This is a genomic window from Actinosynnema pretiosum, from assembly GCF_002354875.1.
Taxonomy (GTDB): domain Bacteria; phylum Actinomycetota; class Actinomycetes; order Mycobacteriales; family Pseudonocardiaceae; genus Actinosynnema; species Actinosynnema auranticum.
On the sequence record NZ_CP023445.1, the window covers coordinates 4,522,102 to 4,541,418 of the forward strand.

The window sequence follows — 19,317 nt, forward strand, 5'->3', positions numbered from 1 at the left end:
GGAGAAGGGCGTGGCTGGTCCCGGTTCGGGTGGCGATCTCGCGGAGCGAGGTCTCCGGGGGTGGGAGGCCGTCGTCGAAGACGTCGAGTGGAAAACTTGTTGTCCCCGTTGAGGCGGGCGCGTTGTGGGGGAAACCCGATGAGCACCGTGCTGCACGGCTGCTTCGCCGACACCGACTACTTCGAGCTGCGCTCCGGACATGGGCGTGACTACGGGGTCTGGGTCACCACGCCGCCGACCTACCGGGTTGGGGTTGGGGTTGGGGTTGACGGCCCCGCTCATCGTGACCCAGCACGACCCCGTGCAGCGGATCAAGCCGTACATCCAGGTCAGCGTGGGGTACGCGGGTGAGGAAGCGGCGGAGTGGGCGAGTCCGCGCAACCGGGACCTCGTGCCGCCCGGCGAGCCGGTCGCGCAGGAGTTCCTCGACGCCGTGGAGCTGGGGGTGCGGACAGCCGGATCTTCGAGCAGATCGAGGAGTTGGGCGAGCGGACGGCCCGGTTGCACCTGACGGTCAACGACCGGGAGCTTCTGGGAGAGGTGCCGATCTACCAGAACCTCGCGAAGAACGCGGCCACGGCAAGCTGAAGAGCCAAGAACAACGCCTCGCCGGCGGGGCAGACCTCCAAAAAAGAGGGGACACGAGCTCTGCCGGCCGGTGACGCTTCCGCTGGTGGTCCCGTTGTCCCCCTGCGGTGGTCCGGGTCCCTCTTCCCCGTGTGGCCTCCTTTCAGGCAAGCACGCTCGTCAAGACGCCGGACGGCTCGGGCGGTCTGCCGTGGCGGTGCGGCGGCATCTTGACGAGCGTGCTCGGGCTGCGCCAGGCCAAACGGAGAAGAGGGACGCGGGATGGGGTGGCTGCGGGCTCGCTGCGCTCGCCCAGCAGCCCGCGAGGCGGTCGACGCGCGAGGCGCTGCTAGTCGTTCTTACTGGTTTGTCTTGTCGGTCATGTTGGTGTTGTTGGTGTGGAAGAGGATGCGGTCCTCAATCAGTGCGGCCGTGGCTGCGTGTCCGCGTGCGTTGGGGTGCACGAGGGCGAAGGTGGGCGGGATGACGGTGCTCAGGATGCCGTCGACCCAGTTCTGGGTGCCCGTGTTGTCGCAGACGCTGTGGCCCTGTCCCACCGCGTAGGGGTCGATGAAGGTGTCGTCGTGTTCAGCGGTCACTTGCCTGAGGGTCTCGTTGAGCGGTTCCAGGACCTGGGTGCGGGCCCAGGTCAGGTCGCCTGGGGTGATGGAGCCGAACTGGAGGAAGTTGTTGAAGAAGCAGGACCAGCCGCTGTCCGGCAGCACGCGCGGGTAGCCGACGGTGAGGACCTCGGCGTTGGGGGATGCGGCGTGGATCGCGTCCAGCATCTCGTCGTAGTCGGCGCGGACTGCGGCGAGGCGGTCGTCCAGGTCCGCGTCGAACTCGGCGGCGCAGGGTGAGGCCCACACCCAGCTGCGCTTGCCCAGTTCTGCGCAGCGGAACAGGATTTCGGCGAAGCCGAGGGTGTTGCCGCCTGCCCCCACGGTGACCAGGTCGGTGTCTTCGGACAGGGCTTGGATCTGCGGGGGCACCGGGGCGAACGGGCCGTCGGGGTCGAGGCCGTCTGGTGGCATGGGCCTGCCCAGGACGAGCTCCTGCTGCTCGCGGTGGACGTTGGCGATGGTCGCGGCGCCGCAACTGGCGTTGCGCAGTTCCACCAGCGGGCCCAGGTGGCGGCGGATCTGCTCGGGGTAGGAGTCGGTGGTGCGGGCGCAGCCGTCCGGTGGGGTCTCGGTCAGGTCGCCCGCGGCCTGGATGACGCCAGCGGTGTAGGAGTCGCCCAGCGCGACCCACTGGACGGCGCGCGGGGGTTCCGGTGGGGTCGCGCTCGCCGCCGGGGTGGTGGCCCCGGCGGCCAGGGCGATGACCGAGCCGAGCACGAGCGTCCTGACGGCGGCTGCCACGATTCCTCCCGCGAGCGCGGGAGCGCGTCCGCTCGAACGCTCGGACTCCCGCCGGGGCGGAAAGTATCGGCGTTCGATGCACCGCGCCGGGTGGTGGGCGGGGAGACCACCCGTCCAGGTGGCGGGACGTGGCCTCCCGGTCAGGCCGGGGTGGTGGCCCCGGCGTCCGGCAGCTCGCGCAGCCGGTAGTGGGCGAGGCGGTGCAGCAGTTCTTCCAGCGACTCGGGCGCGATCTGGCCCTGCAGGTCCCTGCGGGCCTGCAGGACGGTGCCCGTGACGACGGATTCCGGCAGGCGGTCGCCGAACTCGGCGGCCAGGCCGGTGAGCACGCGGGTGATCCCCGCTTCGGACGAGTGCGAAAGGACGTCCATGTCCGCTCCCCTGCGGTCGGGTGCTCCTCCCATGATCCGGCAGAACGGGCGCGGTCAACCTGACAACCGGCTGACGATTAGGTCTCGGTGCGCGCCGGGGGTCAGTCCCCCGCGCTAATCCGGTAGCCGGAGCCGCGCACGGTCAGGACCAGCGCGGGCGCGTCCGGGTCGGGCTCGACCTTGCGGCGGAGCCTGCGGATGTGCACGTCCAGCAGGCGGGTGTCGCCGAAGTAGTCGTAGCCCCACACCCGGTTCAGCAGCTGCTCGCGGGTGACGACCCGGCCCTCGGCGGCGAGCAGCTCGACCAGCAGGCGGAACTCGGTGCGGGTGAGGTGGACCTGCTCGCCGGCGCGGTGCGCGGTGCGGTTGTCCTGCCGGACGACCAGGTCGCCCGCGCGCAGCTCGTCCGCCTGCGCCGCGCCGCCGGAACGGCGCAGCAGGGCGCGGATGCGGGCCGCGAGGACGGCCGCGACGAGCGGTTTGGTGACGTAGTCGTCGGCGCCCGCCTCCAGCCCGGCGATGACGTCCTCGGCGTCGGCGCGGGCGGTGACGACGATGACCGGCAGGTCGCCGCGCGAGCGCAGCACCCGGCACACGTGCAGGCCGTCCACGCCGGGGAGCATGAGGTCGAGCAGCACGACGTCGAACGCGCGCCGGTCGAGCAGCGCGAGGGCCTGCTCGCCGGAGACGGCCTCCGAGACGGCGAAGCCCTCGTCCTCCAGTGCGAGGCCGAGGGCCTGCCGGATGTGCGCGTCGTCCTCCACCATGAGCACCGAGACGTTCATGGTTCCCAGATCCTGGTGGGTGTGCGGGCGAGATGGGGCGCTCGGCGCGGTCGGGGTGGGCGATCGCAAGGTGATCGCAAGGCGGTGGCGCTTTCCGAAGTTCGGCGTTTGACCCGCGCGACCGGGGCTAACCCCGCGCCATGCTGAAGGTCGACCGCGCGTCGCTCGTGCTGGGGTTGGGAATCGGCGGCTTCCTGGACGGGATCGTGATCCACCAGCTGCTGGGGTGGCACCACATGCTGTCCGGCTGGTACCCGGACGACCCGCACGTCAACATGATCGGCGACGGCCTGTTCCACCTGCTGTGCCTGGCCTTGGTGGCACTCGGCGTGGCCCTGCTGAACCACTCGGGCGGCAGGCGGCCGGGACGGGTGCTGTGGGGCGGCGTGGTGGCCGGATGGGGCGTGTTCAACCTGGTGGAGGGCACGCTGAACCACCTGCTCCTCGGCGTCCACCACGTCCGCTCGGGCCCGAGCGAACTGGCCTACGACTTGGGCTTCCTCGTGCTGGGGGCGGCGCTGGTCGCGGCCGGGATCGCGATCGGCCGGGTCAACAAGCCCCACAACACCCCTGTTGGACCTCCTTCCCATTAGCTGCGGACGTCATTGCCCCCGTCCCCCGACCATGCCGCCCAGGACCACACGAGGCGACCGATTTGGTCCGGAGCAAGGCGCTGTAATAAGCTGAGCACGTCCCGATGACCGGGGCGGCGAGGATGATTAGCTCAGCGGGAGAGCACTACCTTGACACGGTAGGGGTCACTGGTTCAATCCCAGTATCGTCCACAGTGGAATAGCGCAGGTCAGGCAGCCGGTAGGTGATCATCACCTACCGGCCGAATTGCGTTCATGGGAGCAATTTGGGAGCAAACGATCATGGAGTGATCGTCGGCACCGTATGTGGTCAACCCCAATGGGTGATCCAACGCCTGCTCCCAGCGTCGCTGCATCCCCCGCAGCATCGCGTCGACCATGACCCGCGTCACGTGCGAATAGCGCGCCGACACCCCAGCCATCCGGTGCCCAAGCCGCTTGCACTGCAACACCTCCGGCACCCCGTCCTCGATCAACCACGTCTTCTGCGTATGCCGCAGATCGTGGAAGTGCAGCCCCGTCAGGATCGGACCCCACTCACGCGCCAGATCCCCCGCGACCGCGGGCAACCACACCCGCCGCCGGAAGTTCGCCCGCCTCAACAACCCGTCGCCGGGCCCGGTGAACACATGCTCGCCCCCTTGCCGCTCCCGCTGCTGGCGCAGCATCCCCACCAGGAACGGCGGCAGGTGCACCGGCCTAACGCCGGCCTTGGTCTTGGGCGGCCCGAGCACCAGCTTCCCGCCGACCTCGTGCAGCGCGCCCTTCTGTGGATCGACCGAGACGACCCCGCCGTCCAGGTCGACCCCCGACCAGCGCAACCCGGCCAGCTCACTCCACCGCAGCCCGGTGTACGCCGCTGTCACCACCAGGACGCCGATGGCGGGTGAACACCGCCTGGCGATCGCCAGCACCTGCTGCGGCGAAGCATGAGGGCGTTCCTCCCAGTCGCCGGTGTTGACCCGGAGCCGCCCGCAGGGGTTGCGGCCGATCAGGTCCTCCTCCACCGCCTCACCGAGGACCATCGACAGCAGCGTCACGATGTCGGCCACCGTCCGCTCAGCCAGCCCGCGCCGCAACTGCTTGACCCACCCCTTGACCGTCATCCGGGAGATCTCCCGCAACGGCGTGTCCCCGAACCGGGGCAGGATGTGGTTGCGCAGGTGCGAGCGGTACTTCGCCCACGTCGTCGCGCCGACATCGTGCGCGTCCACCCACCGCTGCACCCAGTCGGCCAGCAGCAGGTCCTCCTTCGGCACGACAACCGGCGACTTGCCCTTGCGCAAGTCCAGACCGATCTCCAACACCCGGTCAGCCGCCCCGGTCCGGTCGACGAACCGGCCAAGGCACTGCTCGACCTGGCCCACACCCTCGCCGTGGGCGTGGCACTGCACCAGCTCGACGTGCCCCAGGACGTACTCACGCACGCCATCGCCGACGACTCCGCTGCCTGTCTGGGCGGAAGATCCCCGCTCGGACAGGCACCGATCAGCGCTTCCAACCCACCTCGTCGTACCCCCGCCCCGACCGGTCGTTGTCCAGGGCCCGCCCGACGTACCCCAGCACGCCCTGCGGCAGCGCGTGCGGATCCGCCCACACCAACCCGGTGCACTTGCCCGGCTCCCGGATCTGCGGCACCCCCGCCCACCCGCGCGCCGGGACCCGGAAGAACACATCCACCCTCGGCTCCTGCGAACGCCGGAACATCAACCCCCGCCGGAGCAACAACCCCCGCACCAGCCGCAACCCGAGTTTCTCCTCAACCTCGCGCACCACGCACTCCAGCGGCGTCTCCCCCAGATCCACATGCCCCGCCGGGAACGCCAGGCGCCCATCTCCGTAACCGGACCCTGCCCGACGCATCAACAGCACCGCACCCCGCCCATCGGTCACCAGGGTGTGCGCGACCACCGGGTAACGGTCGCCTGGTATCGAACACGCACTCCTGCTGCCGTACCTGGGCGGTCATCGTCACCTCGGGAAAACGCGTGGTCACAGGGCCTTAGGCTGAACGGCGTGCGAACCGTCGACGTAGACCGCAATCCCCTTGCACCCCGCCTCCCACGCCGCCGCGTACGTGTCGCACACCTGAGTGGCGGTGGCGGCGGCGGGCAGGTTCACCGTCTTGGACGCCGCCTCGTCCACGCAGGCCTGCACCACCGCGGCCATCCCCAGATGCCCCGAGGGGGGTGATGACCGTGGCCGTGGCCAGCACCGCACCCAGATAGGGCGAGAGGCCCCGGTCCTCGGGCAGCCTGCCGTGGTCACGCACGTGCTCGAGCACGTCCGGACGTCCGGCCGCGCGCATGGCCCTCCGCGGCCGGGTGCACCAGGCCATCCCGACAGGGGTCGGTGAGCCGGAACAACGGCTCCACACCCGTGGAGGCGCCCACGACGGGGGCGCTGCGCCCGGTGGGCGGGAGCGCGATCGTCGAGGCGTTGCGCAGTATCCCGTCCCCGGCGATCCGCCTGGCCAGCGCGGTCCACCGGGCGGGGGCGACGGTGCGGACGCCCGCGGTCGCGAAACGCCCGAGGAAGGCCGGGTCGGCGTAGCGGGATCGCCCGCCGCGCACAGCAGGGCAGGGACCACGCCGCTCGGCCAACTCCACCGACGCCAGCTTGGAGTGGTAGTTCACCCAGGTCAGAACATCGGCGGCCAGGCGGCGGGCCTCGGGGCTGTCATACGGCAGACCGGCGGCCAGCAGCAGATCCGCCAGCCCGCACACCCTCACCCCGATCTTGCGCTTGAGGCGCATCACCCGCGCCGAAGCCGGATCGGGATAGAGCTCCAGGCTGGCCTCGACCGCGTCGTCGAGCGCCCGCACCAGCAGCGCGGCGCTCTCCGCCAGCGCGTCCAACTCGAACGGCACCTCGCCCACACCGGTGTGGAAAGCCCCCAGGTTGAGGTAGCCGAACTGGCAGGTCTCCCCATGGTCAGACCGACCTCGGCACACGGTGCGGTGGAGACGTAGGCGCCCGCCTCTGGGGTCGGGTTGTCCCGGTCCACCCGGTCGGCGAAGACCAGACCCGGATCGGCGCAGGCGTGCGCGGCCTCGGTGCTCGGGACCGGTTGCGAGATGGAGACCAGAGCTGAACTACGCCGTCGCCGGAGTCATCTCGAAGACGTTCGGCAGGTGCAACCAGGCGGTGGACTCGGCGTCCCAACCAGTCAGGATCGCGGTGCCCTGCGATGTCTCGACCGGGACGTGCTGCGCCGTAAGGAGACCGCGCACGGTCAGATGCACGGCGTCGAGGTCTTCGGCAGCGCGGCTCCAGCACACCTGCGCGCGTCCGTTCGACGAGCACGGGTACCGATCCACCAGCCGCGCGTAATCGGAAGGCGAGTCGATGGTGAACAGCCGGATGCCCTCCGGGTCGAACGTGACCGTGTACGGCGGCCGGTCCGGGCCGAACTCCGCCAGCTCGCCCCACTGCCACATGCTGGTGCCGTCGGGAAGGACGGACGAGGTCCACAACGCCCCGACCGGTTTGTCGGGTGCCGTGGTGCTCTCGGGTCCGTCGGCCACCCGAACCGTCCACAATGTCGCGTCCGTCGCGTACCGCGCCTGCGGCGACCGCAGCGTGGTGTCGCCGAGCGCCCCGGTCGACAGCCGTCGTAGGACGGCGGCGGCAATGTGGTCGAGTTCCGGCGCGGGCCGGGCGGTGAAGTCGCGGCCGGAGTGCTGGAGGGACGCCGCGAAGGTGATGTTCTGGTAGAGGTCGTCGTCGGTCAGACCGTCGAGTTTGACACCCAGGTCGAGATCACCCAGGAAATCGCACAGAAGCAGGCACAGTTCGATGAGAACGGGGCCTTTGAGCTGGTCGACGGTACGATCGGCCACGAGCAGACCTCGTATTCGCGCAGGGTGACTGACCACCTGGACTATAGCGCCGCCCGGTCCGGACACCCCTGGCGCCCGGACCGGGCCGGCCTGCTAGCAGTTGACCTGGATTTCCGGAGTCCTGTGGGTGCGCTCGTGCCGAGCGTCGTTACCCTCCACCATCAGGAATTCCGCCCTGGCGTAATAGCGGGCGGATACACAGCCCAGAGCTGCCGCCGCACCGACGTAGGACCCGTTTCCGGAGTTGTTCACAGCCGAGTTCTGGGCCACCAGCTTGAAGTAGCCGGGATTGGGGCTCTCACGGTACAGGTAGGTCTCCACACCCAGGTACTTCTTCTTGCTGTTGCATTTGATCACACCGTTGCTGGTCACGTTGCCAGCCACATGGCCGGAGTTGTGCGGCCAGTCGAGGTTGAAATTGCAGTCGGAGACACTCTCCATCGGCCGGACTTCCCCGACGGCAAGCAGTTCGGACTCCGGGATCAGGCCGGATGCGGCAGTCGACATGACCGGTTGTGCCGAGTCGAAGCCACCCTCCGCGGTAGCAGCCGCGGCTCCGGCGAGCATCAAGGACGCGATTGCACCCAGGATTGCGACAGAATTGACGAAACGCATTATTCTCCCCATTGCAAGCATGAAAGCGTGGAATAAATCCAGCTCCACGATCAAAGCACCGAATTGATGGGCGCCGTTACCGCCGGGCGACGGTGATCCAACATACCCCAAGTCATTCGGATGCGATGCATCTCACTCTGATTAAGAGAGTCGTTGGTCTCCCCGAGAGTGGCACCATCACGTGCGAGTCGACCTGCGGCAGTCCTTGACTCTGCTCCTGGGCGGGGCCCCGTAGTACTCGGGAAATTTCGGGCGGATATGGCTGGACAGGCTTCTGAGCTGCGAATCTTCGGGTGCTGGCTGGAGGCGTGGGTGGCGGCGCAGGTGTTCGCGGACGAGGAGTTGGAGCGTCTGCGGGGTTTCCCGGAGATCGGTCGGGACGAGTTGTTCCGGTTCTTCACGCTCACTCCGGTGGACGTCGCCTTCGTGGCCCCTGAGCGGGCAGGGGCATTGCGTTGTGGGATAACTGCTGGTCACGACAGTGATCAGGTCGTGTGATCGGCGGTTGGCGCGTCGAAGGGCGCGGACGATGTCGGTGTCGCGTTGGTGCGATGCCAGCCGATCGCGGTGTTACGCAGGGTTGCGATGACGGCGGGGCCGGTGCCCGTCCGAGCCTGGTGTAGATCTTCACGGAATGTGACGTCGCGGACGTGATGGACTTGATTCTCGATGAGCCATTCGCGGCGGATCCGGTCCTGCAGATCGGCCGGCAGGGCGTCGCCAGCGGGCAGGGACACGGTGAAATAGACCGTTTTGCGGCTGGTCTTTGCGTTGGTGGTGCGGCTGCGGGTGATCCGGACGGCCTGCTCGGCGTGGGGAACGGGATGCCGCCGGGGGTGTGCAGGGTGACGGCTTCGACAGTGCGGGTCTCGCTGCGTCCGTGACCGCGGTTGCGGGTGCGGTCCCCGACTGGGATTCGAGGCCAGGGCAGGGATTAGAGTGGGGCGAACAATGTCGGCTGATTGCCCTTGACCGCGGTGATCAGATGGGCCCCGTGGCGGCGACCTGCTGGGCGTGGCCGGTTTGAGTGTGCAGGGCGTCGGCGACGAACACCATGCCCTTCAGACTGCCCACAACCTTGTGGACGACGTCGAGAAGCGGTGTGAACGCGGGGATCTCGTTCGATTTCGCGTCCACGGTGACCTGGGCCAGGACGATGCCGGTACTGGTGTCCAGTACGGAGAGCGGATGGACCTGGCGGCCGTCGTGGACGCGGTATCGTTGTGCCGGCGGGGATGCGATCGAGGCCAAGCCGATCGCGGGCATGGTCGTCGAGATCGTGTATCCAGTCGGTGGTCGCTGCGAATGACGACGCACCGGCCAGGACCGTGCAGACCGCAACCGTGAGCAGCGCGGGTAGTGGGTGACGGATCCCGCGCGGGTCATGCGGATCCGGGATTTTGGTCAAGGCGTCCAGCAGGCCGCCATGCTCACCATCGGTGACCGGCGCTGGTGGGCTGCCGACGGAGGGTGTCGTGACGGTCAGTGCGGTGATGAGAGATGATGGCATCGGCGGGTGGGGTCCTCCTCGGAGTCTTGAAGCGTCGCAACTCCATGATCACCGATGCGATCTCACCCGCCGCCTCGCCTCCACAAAGGCCCCCTGCCACTGCAGACCCCCAGTTCAGCCTCCGCGCACCCGTCGGAAGGCTCATAGCCCACTTCAAAACTGGCGCATCCTCCACACCGGCTACCGGCGCCCATACTCTACCTGCCGTGATTCATTTGACGCTACGCGGGCATTGTTCTTCTTTTCCGCCACTTGGGGTTTTGAATAGGACTCTCGGCAGTTCAGCATGCTTCCCTGTGGCCGTTTTGGTCGAGCGACCGATGCAGAAGATCAGGGTTCTGGCGACACAGAGGTGATCTCAACAAAAAGCGCTGTTCACAGGTCTGATACCGGGGCGGGGAGTCTTCGCGCAGGACTGGATTCACCAAGACCCAGACCGAGGAAGACTCCCCGTGATCACCCACACCCCCAGCCTCGGCGTCCCCCACGACCCGTCCGGCGCCTGGCGGCCGTCCTGTTGTGGTTCGAAGGATTCGCCCGCGTCACCGCACTGACCACCACCTACCGGCCGTTCTGCGTCCGCGGGAGCGGATTGGGGAAAAACGATCACGGAGTGATCGTCGGCACCGCATGTGGCCAACCCGGACCGGTCACCCACCGCCCGCTCCCCCCGCGCAGGCATCTCGTCGACCAGATCAAGCGCCCCCTATCGCCAGCACCGGCAGCGGCGAAGCACGAGGCCGCTCCTCCCGGTGCCCCGCGTTCACCCGCGGCTGGCGCGAGGGCGGCTCGGGCGCGTTGCGCTCGGCGGGGCCGATGTCGGTGGAGCGCCTCTCACCGGCGCGGTGGGAGCGGGTGGTGCGTGAGCTGGCCGAGGGGGCGCATGCGCGCGGTTGGGGCCGAGTTCGCCGCCGCCGACCTCGACCGCACATCCCACCGCCGCGGATCGTCGTGGCGGTTCGAGCGCAACATCATCGTCGAACGGCGCGGTTCCGGGTCGTCGAATGTGCTCGAACAGAGCTAAACCGTTGTTTTAGCAGAGTTCTCCTGCATAAGGTCGAGGAGCACCGGTCGGTTCGAGCGCACTCTGCGTGGAGTTCTCATGGTTCAGAGCCAACTGCCCTCTGCCTCGACTCGCGCGAACCCGCGTGTCCGTTCGTGAGCCCCGTGGTCATCACTCGACACCGGGCGACGAGTGCCCGCCGCGGCGCCTGGCCTCCGCACGCGGTCAGGCCGAAGACCGTGGCAACTCCGCGTCACCGATGCGATCCACCCGCTGTCTTGGGCCTCACAGGTCAGCTCACGCCGACAGTCCGCGAACGGCGGCGCGACGACCGATCGCGCTAGCACCCCGGTCCGGCACCCGACGACGGCCGATCCCGAGCAAGATCAACCCTGTGGAGAGATGATGAAACCACGTCGAAGCCGATCCGGGGACGCGGGTTCGGGCCTGCTGCGGCGGCGGTCGTTGCTGGCGGCGGGTATCGCGCTGCCGGCGCTGGGGGTGGCGAAGCCCGCTTCGGCGCAGGCCGGTGTGCTCGTCGAGCCGTCGGTGGTGCAGCAGACGATCCTCGGGTTCGGCGGCATGAACCACCCCGGCTGGATCGGCGACCTGACCGCCTCCCAGCGCGAGACGGCCTTCGGCAACGGCGCGTCGCAACTGGGCTTCAGCGTGCTGCGCATCCCCGTCCCGGAGGACCGCGCCACCTGGAGCCGCGAGGTCGCCACGGCCAAGCGCGCCGGTGAGCTCGGGGCCAAGGTCTTCGCCTCGCCGTGGAACCCGCCTGCGTCGATGACCGAGTCCTTCTCCGGGGGCAAGCGCCTGCGCTACAACGCCTACGGCGCCTACGCGCAGCACCTGAACGACTTCTCCACGTTCATGAGGGACAACGGGGTGAACCTGTACGGGATCTCCGTGCAGAACGAGCCCGACTACGCGCACGACTGGACGGCGTGGACCCCCGGCGAGATGGTGAGGTTCCTGCGGGAGAACGCGGGTTCGATCAACACAAGGGTCATCGCGCCGGAGTCGTTCCAGTACCTCAAGCAGGCCTCCGACCCCATCCTCAACGACCCCGCCGCCCTGGCCAACGTGGACATCATCGGCGCCCACCTCTACGGGACCAGGTCCGAGGACCTCCCCTACCCGCTCTTCAAGGAGAAGGGCGGCGGCAAGGAGCTGTGGATGACCGAGGTCTACCACCCGAACAGCACCGACTCGGCCGATCGCTGGCCGAACGCGCTGGACGTGGGCGAGCACATGCACCGCGCGCTGGTGTACGGCCGGTTCCAGACCTACGTGTGGTGGTACATCCGCCGCTCGTACGGCCCGATGCGCGAGGACGGGCAGATCAGCAAGCGCGGGGCCAACATGGCCCACTTCTCGAAGTGGGTCCGCCCCGGTTACCAGCGGATCACCGCGACCGCGAACCCGCAGTCGAACGTCTACATCACGGCGTTCAAGAGCGGGAACAGGGTCGTCATCGTCGCCGTCAACAAGAACTCGTCGGCGGTGTACCTGCCGTTCACCGTCCGGGACGTCGCGTCCGCGACGATCCCGACCTGGGTGACGACCTCGACGCGAACCCTCTCCCAGGACACCACCGTCACGATGTCGAACGGCTCCTTCGGCGCCCAGTTGGCGGCTGAGAGCATCAGGACGTTCGTCGTGGGCTGACACGGCTTTGCGGACGTGCTCCGACCTCGACCCGAGTCGCTCCGATCCGGGTGGGCGGCGGCGGGGAGTGGTCCCCGGTTCACCGGGCCGGGGACCACGCCCAACCGCGGATCGCGGCACACCCCGACCGGAGGGATCACCGTGGGGCACAACGTCTACCGCAATCCCGTCATCCCCGGATTCCACCCCGACCCCAGCGCGTGCCGGATCGGCGAGGACCACTACCTGGTGTGCTCCAGCTTCGAGTACTTCCCCGGCGTGCCGATCTTGCACAGCCGCGACCTGGCGAACTGGCGGCAGATCGGCAACGTCCTGGACCGCCCGTCGCAGTTGTCGCTGAGCACCGGCACGCCCGCCTCGCGCGGGATCTACGCGCCCACGATCCGCCACCACGACGACCAATTCTGGGCGATCACGACCAACCACGGCGGTGGCGGCAACTTCCTGGTCACCTCCGAGAACCCGCGCGGGCCGTGGTCGGCCCCCGTGTGGATCGACCTGCCGGGGTCGACCCGGACCTGGCGTGGGACGACGACGGCGACTGCTGGTGCTCGACCTCCGGTGTTCGCCAGGCGCGCATCGACCCGGTCAGCGGAGAGGTGCTGGAAGGACCGTGGCCCACCTGGTCCGGCACCGGCCTGCAGTACCCGGAGTCACCGCACCTGTACCGCATCGGGGACTGGTGGTAACCCGATCCTCACCCACAGCGGCACCGACCTGCCCATCCAGAGCACCGGTCACTCCGACCTCGTCAGCACCCCGGACGGCCGGTGGTGGTTGGTGCTGCTGGGCACCCGCCCGCGCGGGCACTTCCCTGGGTTCCCCGTCCTCGGGCGGGAGACGTTCCTCGCGCCCGTCCGCTGGGAGGACGGCTGGCCGGTCGTGGACCGGGTGACACCGACGGCACCCGCGCCGACGACGTGGCACCCGTTGCCACAGCCACCGGCGCGGGACGACTTCGACGAGCCCGAGCTGGGGGTGCGGTGGATCTCGCCCAGGGGACGGACCGAGGGGTCGTGGTCGTTGACCGAGCGCGCCGGGTGGTTGACGCTGCACGCCACGGGCGACAGCCTCGACCGCCCCGGCTGCACCTTCATCGGCCGCCGGGTGCAGCACCTCGACTCCCGGACCTCCATCCACCTGGACCCCGGCGAGGCCCGAGCGGGGTTGAGCATCCGCCGTGACGAGGCCCACCACTACGACTTCGAGGTCCTGCGCGACCGGGTGGACGTGGTGGCGCGGATCGGGCCCGTGCGCCAGGTCGTGGCCAGCCGCTCGATCCGCCCCGGCCCCGTCACGCTGACCATCACCACCCGCACCACCGACCTGCTGCCACCGTCGTCGGTGCGGTCGACCGACGAGTTCGCCGGAGTCGAGCCCTCCGGGCCGGACGCGATCGCTTTCCACGTCGACGACGACCCCGGTCCCGTGGCGGAACTGGACGGCCGCTACCTGTCGACCGAGGTCGCCACGGGCTTCACCGGCAGGGTCGTCGGGATGTACGTGACGGAGGGCTCCGCCGCGTTCGACTGGTTCGACCACCACCCCTGACGGACCAGCCCGGACGGGTCGGCTGTCGCTTCGGGACCGCTCCTGGGGGGGCGGTGCGACGCCACCGCACGCCGGGGTGGCGGCGTCGCGTCGGCGGAGGTGCTCGACGACCACGCGGTCCTGCAGCCCGTCACGCCCTGGCCGGTTCCCGCCTGTCCTCGACGGCCTCGGGGCGTCGGTACCCGAGCCTGCCCCTGGTCACGACCAGCAGCACCAGCGTCGCCGTGCCACCCGCGAGCAGGACGACGATCCCGGAGCCGCCGTGGCCCGCGACCTGCTCCTCGGGCACCACCGACGGCCACACCAGCGAGAAGTAGCTGTTCACGCCGCTGTGCAGGATCATCGCCAGCGGCAGGCTCTCCCCGGTGCGGTTGAACACCCACGTCATCACGAAGCTGATCGTCGTCGCGCCGGCCACGAACAGCGCGATGGTCCGCGGCGAGGAGTCGCGGGCGCCCCAGTCGGTGAAGAACAGCGGCAGGTGCCAGAGGCCCCAGATCGGGCCGAGCAGCACGTTGCCCAGCAGCGGGCCCAGCTTCGGCTGGAGGTGCGGCAGCGCGTAGTCCCGCCAGCCCGGCTCCTCGGCCAAGCCCGTGGTGAGCACCTGGAGCAGCAGCATCGGCAGGTAGGCGACGAGGACCATCGCGGGCGGCATGGTCAGCGAGCCCCGGTCCTCGGCGACGGCGAACGTGGTGACCGCCAGCGCCAGTGGCACACCGAGGATGACGCCGACGTACCACCGCCAGTTCACGTTCCAGCGGGTGAGCCTGCCCGCCCACCGGCGCAGTCCCGGCCTGCCCTCGCCCGCGGCCGTGCACAGGAACGCCGCGCCCAGCGGGCCCAGGTAGGCGCCCGGCAGCACACCGGCGAGCTGCGAGGTGCCCAGGATCTCGGGGAAGGCGAAGTCCCACACCCCGACACCGTTGCGGGACAGGACGTACGGGGTCCACGCGAGCCAGCTCAGCGCGAACGACAGCACGAAGAACGCGCTGATCGGGTGGCGGGCGAGCACGCCGCGCAGTCCGCTCGGCCGGTCGGGGACGGTGTTCACGGATACTCCTTCTCCGTTGTCCGACAAAGGGAGCGACGCCGTCCGCGATCCACTGAGGACGGTCTGGGGAACCGCGAGGGGCGGGGCGGCGCCGCACGGCCAACGCTAGGGGCGCGGCGGGGCGGGCACGATCCCGCAGGGCGCACCACTCGTGGTACAGCCCGCTACACCCCGCGAGCGCCTGTACCTCCTCGCCTGGCCGAGTTCGTCACTGGACGGCCGAGCGGCACCCCCGCACCCGCAGCCGCGTGGAGCGGGCCGCCAGCGCCCGGCGGGTCGCGGGCGGAATGTCCGTGGCGGTGCTGGAGCTGCTGCTCGTGTTCGGCCGCGCCCACGGACGGGTGCCGAACCGGGTTGCCCGCGTTGGGCGGGTGGGCGCGCTCGGCCCTCCCGCTGGTCCTTCCGCGCGGCGCCACGGCGACCACCGGTGCCGGGCGGCGACGGCACTGGCGGACGCCTCCGGCGCGGACGTGCCGGTGGTCGAGGAGGACCTGACGTGGCAGGACCCGATCTCCCGCGTCGCGGCGGCGGGCAGGCCCTGCCTGATGCGCGACCTGCCCGCCGAGGTGGTGCGCGGCACCCCGCGGGCTGGGCGTCGGGGGGCGAGGCGGTCTCGGTCAGGCGGTCCGGGCCGTCGCTGCCGCACCTGCGCGAGCTGTTCGCGCACCAGGCGGACGGGTCGGTGCAATCCGCCCCGGAGGAGACCTCCCGACCGCGCCCCCTCCCCCGTGGCACGCCGACGGCCCCGGAGGTCTCCGGGGGCCGTCGGCGTGCCACTCGACCAGCTCAGCAGCGGAAGTGCGACACCAGGGTCTGCAAGTCGTGCGCCATGGCGCTGAGGTCGGTCACGGCCTGCTTGGACTGGGCGATGCCCTCGGTGGTCACCCGCGCCGCGTCGGCCAGGCCCGAGACGTTGCCAGCCATGCCGCCCGCGCCCTCGGCCGCAGCGGCGATGCTCAGGTTCATCTCCCCCGTCGTCGCGGCCTGCTTCTCCACCGCCGCCGCGATGACCGCCTGGAAGTCGTTGGTCTTCGCGATGACCGCGCTGATCTCCCCGATGGCGGTGACCGCGCCGGTGGTGTCGGCCTGGATGGCCTCGACCTGGCGGGTGATGTCGTCGGTGGCCCTGGCCGTCTCCTGCGCCAGCTCCTTGACCTCTCCCGCGACCACGGCGAAGCCCTTGCCCGCCTCGCCGGCGCGCGCCGCCTCGATGGTGGTGTTGAGGGCGAGCAGGTTGGTCTGCTCGGCGATCGAGGTGATCACCTTGACCACCGAGGCGATCTGCTCGGAGGACTCCATCAGCTTGCCGACCTGCGTGGTGGTCTGCTCGGCGATGTCCACCGCGCTGTTGGCCACCTGAGCGGCCTCGGAGGCGTTCTGGGCGATGCCGCCCAGCGAGGACACCATGTCCTCCACGCCGCCGGAGACGGTGTTGATGTTCTCAGACACGGTGTCCGCTGCGGCAGACACGCCCTGCGCCTGCTGCGAGGACTCCTCGGCCGAGGTCGCGATCGAGGACGCGGTGACCGCGACCTCCTCCGCGGTGGTGGCCAGGGTCTGCGCCGAGGCGGTCACCGAGCCCACGATCACCCGCATCTCCTCCTGCGCGCCGTCGAGAGCGCGGGCCATCTGGCCCACCTCGTCGCGGGACTCGACCTCGGCGTGCACCGTCAGGTCGCCCTTGGCCATGGCCACCAGCGCGCCGTGCACCCGCAGCAGCGGGCCGGCGATGGACCGCACGACCACGCGGGCCAGCAGGCACATCAGCAGCGCGGCCACGGCCACGGTGGCCCACAGCAGGTAGCGGGCGCTCTCCCGGCTGTCGGTGGCCTGCTGCTGCGCGGCGTCGATGGCCTGGGCGAACAGGGCGCGCTCGTTCTGCAGCACGGTGCGGGTCAGGTAGTTGTCCACGCCGATCTGCTCCCACGACAGGCGCGCCTGCGCTTGGTCGGCGGCGCCGCCGCCAGCGAAGCGGCTGACGACCTGGGTGTAGTCGGTGTAGGCGGTGGTGATGCGCTCCACGGAGGAGGTCAGCGCGGCCGGGAGCGGCACCTCCTTGAGCTGGGCCAGCAGGGTCTCGGCCTCGCTGACCTGCTTCTGCAGGGTGGTGGACTGCGCCGAGGGGGCGCGGCGGGTGATGGCCTCCAGGCCGTTGATGCGCAACTCGCTGGCCAGTCGGTCCAGGCTGAGCACCAGGTCGCCCGCGTGGCGAGCGTCGTCCAGGCGGGCCGAGGTGTCCTCGGTGACGCGGTCGTTGTAGACGGCGACGGCGGCGGCCAGCGCGAGCAGCGTGGTCAGGACCAGCACGGCGAGCTTGCGGCTCACCGGCAGGTCGACCAGCCGCTGCCGGGCGCCCCGGCGGCGAGGGGCGGGCGCTTCGGTGGTGGACATCGGGGTGTTCCTCATCCTCCGCTCGGGGCGTGTCAGCCGGTGACCTGGGCAGCGGTGCAGTAGCCGCCGTCGACGAGGATTCGCTGGTAGTTGGACTTGTCGACGCTGATGGGCTGGAGCAGGAAGGCAGGCACGACCTTGATCCCGTTGTCGTACTGGGTGGTGTCGTTGACCTCGGGCGTGGAGCCGTCGATGAGCGCGCTGGTCATCTGCACGGCGACCTTGGCCAGCTCGCGGGTGTCCTTGTAGACCGTCTGCGACTGCTGGCCCTTGACCACGAGCTTGACCGAGTCCAGCTCGGCGTCCTGGCCGGTGATCACCGGCAGGGCCTGGCCGGTGCCGTAGGCCGCGGCGGTCAGCGCGGCCAGGACGCCGCGGCTGATGCCGTCGTAGGGCGACAGGACCGCGGCGACGTGCCGCGCGGAGTAGTGGGAAGAAGGTGGCGTTGTTGTCGTCGGCGGCTCCGGCGAACAGCTCCAGGTTGAACGGGCCGGGCTTGTGGTCCAGGACCAGGCCCGACACGATCGCCCGCGCCTGCAGGACGCCGACCTTGAAGTTGTCGAAGGAGGCGTAGTAGTTCACGTCCAAGCTGTCGCGGATGAGCCGGTCGTAGGCGATCACCGGGATCTTGGCCGCAGCGGCGCCCGCCAGCACGGTCTTGAGCGCGCTGCCGTCGACGGCGCCGACGAGGATCGCCTTGTCGCCGCAGTCGATCATCTCCTGGATCTGGGCGATCTGGGCCTGCACGTCGTTGTCGGCGTACTCCAGCTCGGTGTCGTAGCCCAGGAGCTGGAACCGCTTGACCATGTTGTCGCCGTCGCCGATCCAGCGCTCGGACTTCCTGGTGGGCACCGCCAGTCCCACCGTGCCGCGCGAGGGCGCGGACACCTCGCTCGGCTGGGTGCCGCTACCGCACGCCACGGCTGTGGCCGCCACAGCGGCGGTGACCGCGGCGGCTCCCAGGACACGCCAACGCCCCACTGGAACGCCTCCATCGCCATCCGGGCCCGCCGGGGGCGCCGGTACCCACATGCGCGGTGGGGATGCCGCTGACCGCCCTGCCAGTGGTCCCGTTGGGACGGGAGCTGAGGAGAACGCGGGGGTCATCCGGGCGGGGGTCCTGGTCGCAGATCCCGGATCGGCGCGACGCGCTTCCTTCGCACCAAGCTGTGCGGCGACCTTGTTGACGTCGATGCGGCGGGCACCGGCGGCAGGTACGAGCGGCGGCTCGCCATCGGCCGAGAAAACCAGGCTGTTCGCAGTGGCAGGAAGACCTCAACACGGCCCACCGCTCGATCCGAGCCCGCGCCGAGCACGCCTTGGCCCGCATGAAGAATCTGCGTCACCCGGAAGAGGACGACCTCTGCCCTCTTCCCGGTGGAGGTGGGACGCAGCGTCCCGGCTCGCCTGAGCGCACCTGTCAGCGCGGCGGTCCGCGGCGAGGTCGACCCGTGCGATCGAGGCGGTCGGCGTCCGCAACGGCCTCTCCCCCACCGAGGTCAAGGTCGGCACCGACGGCCGCCGCACCGCCCTGGAGATCGCCGCCCGTCGGTGGCGATGCGCGGGAGGTGGCCGTGACCAAGCGGGTCGGTGCGGAGGTTCGCGGGCCGTGCAGCGACAAGGGACGCATCGGACACGTCATCGTGGTGGCTCCGTCTCCGAGGACGGGGCAAGCGCCCGAGTCGACGAGCTGCTCAGCAGGGTGACCGCGGAGAGCGGCGGTGCGTGACCGATCGGGTGCGGTTGGCAGGTTGACGGGGCTGACCGGAAAACGGGGAAGTACAGCGGTCGTGGGGTTCGAGGTGATCGAGAGGAAGACCGGCTCGTTCCAGGAGTCGGTCAGGGCCGATCAGGTAGCGGAGCTGGGCCGGCGGGCATTCGGCCAGGGCACCGAGGTGCTGTCGGTGCGGGAGTTGGGCGGTGGGCTGTACAACAACACGTACCTGGTCGACCTGCGGGACACCGGTCCGGTCGTGCTGCGGGTGGCGCCGGAACCCGGC

General features: G+C 69.9%; 19 protein-coding genes, 1 tRNA gene and 3 pseudogenes. 7 read left to right on the plus strand and 16 right to left on the minus strand.

Annotated elements, in window-relative coordinates:
- The first annotated feature begins 265 nt into the window (after positions 1-265).
- On the plus strand, positions 266-511 hold the full coding sequence (locus CNX65_RS38175; protein WP_309141910.1) for a hypothetical protein: 246 nt from the start codon (positions 266-268) through the stop codon (positions 509-511).
- 415 nt (positions 512-926) lie between these two features.
- Here CNX65_RS38175 and CNX65_RS19310 read toward each other — a convergent pair whose 3' ends face one another.
- The 3 genes from CNX65_RS19310 to CNX65_RS19320 all read right to left on the minus strand — a co-directional run bounded on the left by CNX65_RS19310 (position 927) and on the right by CNX65_RS19320 (position 3,087).
- Complete coding sequence (locus CNX65_RS19310; protein ID WP_198320508.1) at positions 927-1,931, minus strand: SGNH/GDSL hydrolase family protein; 1,005 nt, start codon at positions 1,929-1,931, stop codon at positions 927-929.
- A 140-nt stretch (positions 1,932-2,071) separates the two neighbouring features.
- Positions 2,072-2,302 (minus strand): hypothetical protein, encoded by a 231-nt coding sequence (locus tag CNX65_RS19315; protein WP_096495007.1) that lies wholly within the window; start codon positions 2,300-2,302, stop codon positions 2,072-2,074.
- A 101-nt stretch (positions 2,303-2,403) separates the two neighbouring features.
- Positions 2,404-3,087: a response regulator transcription factor gene (locus CNX65_RS19320; RefSeq protein WP_096495008.1), complete on the minus strand. Its 684-nt coding sequence runs from the start codon at positions 3,085-3,087 to the stop codon at positions 2,404-2,406.
- A gap of 140 nt (positions 3,088-3,227) precedes the next feature.
- Between CNX65_RS19320 and CNX65_RS19325 the strand changes: the two genes are divergently transcribed.
- Both CNX65_RS19325 and CNX65_RS19330 read left to right on the plus strand, forming a co-directional pair.
- Positions 3,228-3,680, plus strand: a complete 453-nt coding sequence (locus CNX65_RS19325) for a DUF2243 domain-containing protein (RefSeq protein ID WP_096495009.1) — start codon at positions 3,228-3,230, stop codon at positions 3,678-3,680.
- A 120-nt stretch (positions 3,681-3,800) separates the two neighbouring features.
- A tRNA-Val gene (locus CNX65_RS19330) sits at positions 3,801-3,872 on the plus strand.
- 17 nt (positions 3,873-3,889) lie between these two features.
- Here the strand turns inward: CNX65_RS19330 and CNX65_RS19335 are convergent.
- From CNX65_RS19335 to CNX65_RS19355, 6 genes are all read right to left on the minus strand, one after another.
- Positions 3,890-5,107 (minus strand): tyrosine-type recombinase/integrase, encoded by a 1,218-nt coding sequence (locus CNX65_RS19335; RefSeq protein ID WP_177154281.1) that lies wholly within the window; start codon positions 5,105-5,107, stop codon positions 3,890-3,892.
- Positions 5,108-5,168: 61 nt separating this feature from the next.
- A complete protein-coding gene (locus CNX65_RS19340) occupies positions 5,169-5,543 on the minus strand; it encodes an NUDIX domain-containing protein (RefSeq protein WP_232519910.1) in 375 nt (124 codons plus the stop codon).
- Between the two features lie 129 nt (positions 5,544-5,672).
- Positions 5,673-5,849, minus strand: coding sequence for a hypothetical protein (locus tag CNX65_RS37170; protein WP_157767726.1), 177 nt, complete (start codon positions 5,847-5,849; stop codon positions 5,673-5,675).
- Positions 5,850-5,944: 95 nt separating this feature from the next.
- Entirely contained in the window at positions 5,945-6,550 is a 606-nt protein-coding gene (locus CNX65_RS37175; protein ID WP_232519911.1) for a glycyl radical enzyme family protein, read from the minus strand.
- Between the two features lie 225 nt (positions 6,551-6,775).
- Complete coding sequence (locus tag CNX65_RS19350; RefSeq protein WP_096495011.1) at positions 6,776-7,522, minus strand: hypothetical protein; 747 nt, start codon at positions 7,520-7,522, stop codon at positions 6,776-6,778.
- A gap of 93 nt (positions 7,523-7,615) precedes the next feature.
- A complete protein-coding gene (locus CNX65_RS19355; RefSeq protein WP_157767728.1) occupies positions 7,616-8,191 on the minus strand; it encodes a hypothetical protein in 576 nt (191 codons plus the stop codon).
- Between the two features lie 258 nt (positions 8,192-8,449).
- Between CNX65_RS19355 and CNX65_RS19360 the strand changes: the two genes are divergently transcribed.
- Positions 8,450-8,635, plus strand: coding sequence for a DUF4158 domain-containing protein (locus tag CNX65_RS19360; RefSeq protein WP_096497874.1), 186 nt, complete (start codon positions 8,450-8,452; stop codon positions 8,633-8,635).
- Here the strand turns inward: CNX65_RS19360 and CNX65_RS36260 are convergent.
- From CNX65_RS36260 to CNX65_RS38370, 3 genes and pseudogenes are all read right to left on the minus strand, one after another.
- A complete protein-coding gene (locus CNX65_RS36260; protein ID WP_198320509.1) occupies positions 8,623-8,874 on the minus strand; it encodes a hypothetical protein in 252 nt (83 codons plus the stop codon). The two genes, CNX65_RS19360 and CNX65_RS36260, sit on opposite strands and share 13 nt — an antisense overlap.
- A 244-nt stretch (positions 8,875-9,118) precedes the next feature.
- Entirely contained in the window at positions 9,119-9,403 is a 285-nt protein-coding gene (locus tag CNX65_RS36265; protein WP_198320510.1) for a transposase, read from the minus strand.
- Positions 9,404-9,407: 4 nt separating this feature from the next.
- Positions 9,408-9,647, minus strand: a pseudogene (locus CNX65_RS38370) (transposase family protein); the annotation flags it as partial.
- 768 nt (positions 9,648-10,415) lie between these two features.
- Here CNX65_RS38370 and CNX65_RS38455 point away from each other — a divergent pair.
- The 3 genes and pseudogenes from CNX65_RS38455 to CNX65_RS19375 all read left to right on the plus strand — a co-directional run.
- Positions 10,416-10,556, plus strand: a pseudogene (locus CNX65_RS38455) (IS630 family transposase); the annotation flags it as partial.
- Positions 10,557-11,055: 499 nt separating this feature from the next.
- The gene (locus CNX65_RS19370) at positions 11,056-12,324 is read left to right on the plus strand and encodes a glycoside hydrolase (RefSeq protein ID WP_096497875.1); all 1,269 of its coding nucleotides are present in this window, start codon (positions 11,056-11,058) and stop codon (positions 12,322-12,324) included.
- A gap of 141 nt (positions 12,325-12,465) precedes the next feature.
- On the plus strand, positions 12,466-13,875 hold the full coding sequence (locus tag CNX65_RS19375) for a family 43 glycosylhydrolase (RefSeq protein ID WP_198320511.1): 1,410 nt from the start codon (positions 12,466-12,468) through the stop codon (positions 13,873-13,875).
- A 130-nt stretch (positions 13,876-14,005) separates the two neighbouring features.
- On the opposite strand, the gene CNX65_RS19380 is transcribed toward CNX65_RS19375, so the two are convergent.
- The 4 genes and pseudogenes from CNX65_RS19380 to CNX65_RS38180 form a co-directional block, all read right to left on the minus strand.
- A complete protein-coding gene (locus CNX65_RS19380) occupies positions 14,006-14,926 on the minus strand; it encodes a CPBP family intramembrane glutamic endopeptidase (RefSeq protein WP_096495013.1) in 921 nt (306 codons plus the stop codon).
- Between the two features lie 786 nt (positions 14,927-15,712).
- A complete protein-coding gene (locus CNX65_RS19385; RefSeq protein WP_096495014.1) occupies positions 15,713-17,317 on the minus strand; it encodes a methyl-accepting chemotaxis protein in 1,605 nt (534 codons plus the stop codon).
- 32 nt (positions 17,318-17,349) lie between these two features.
- Positions 17,350-17,718 carry a substrate-binding domain-containing protein gene (locus CNX65_RS37905; RefSeq protein ID WP_309141958.1) on the minus strand — a complete coding sequence of 123 codons (369 nt, stop codon included), beginning with the start codon at positions 17,716-17,718 and terminating at the stop codon, positions 17,350-17,352.
- Positions 17,719-17,812: 94 nt separating this feature from the next.
- Positions 17,813-18,424 (minus strand): annotated as a pseudogene (locus tag CNX65_RS38180) (substrate-binding domain-containing protein); the annotation flags it as partial.
- Between the last annotated feature and the right edge of the window lie 893 nt (positions 18,425-19,317).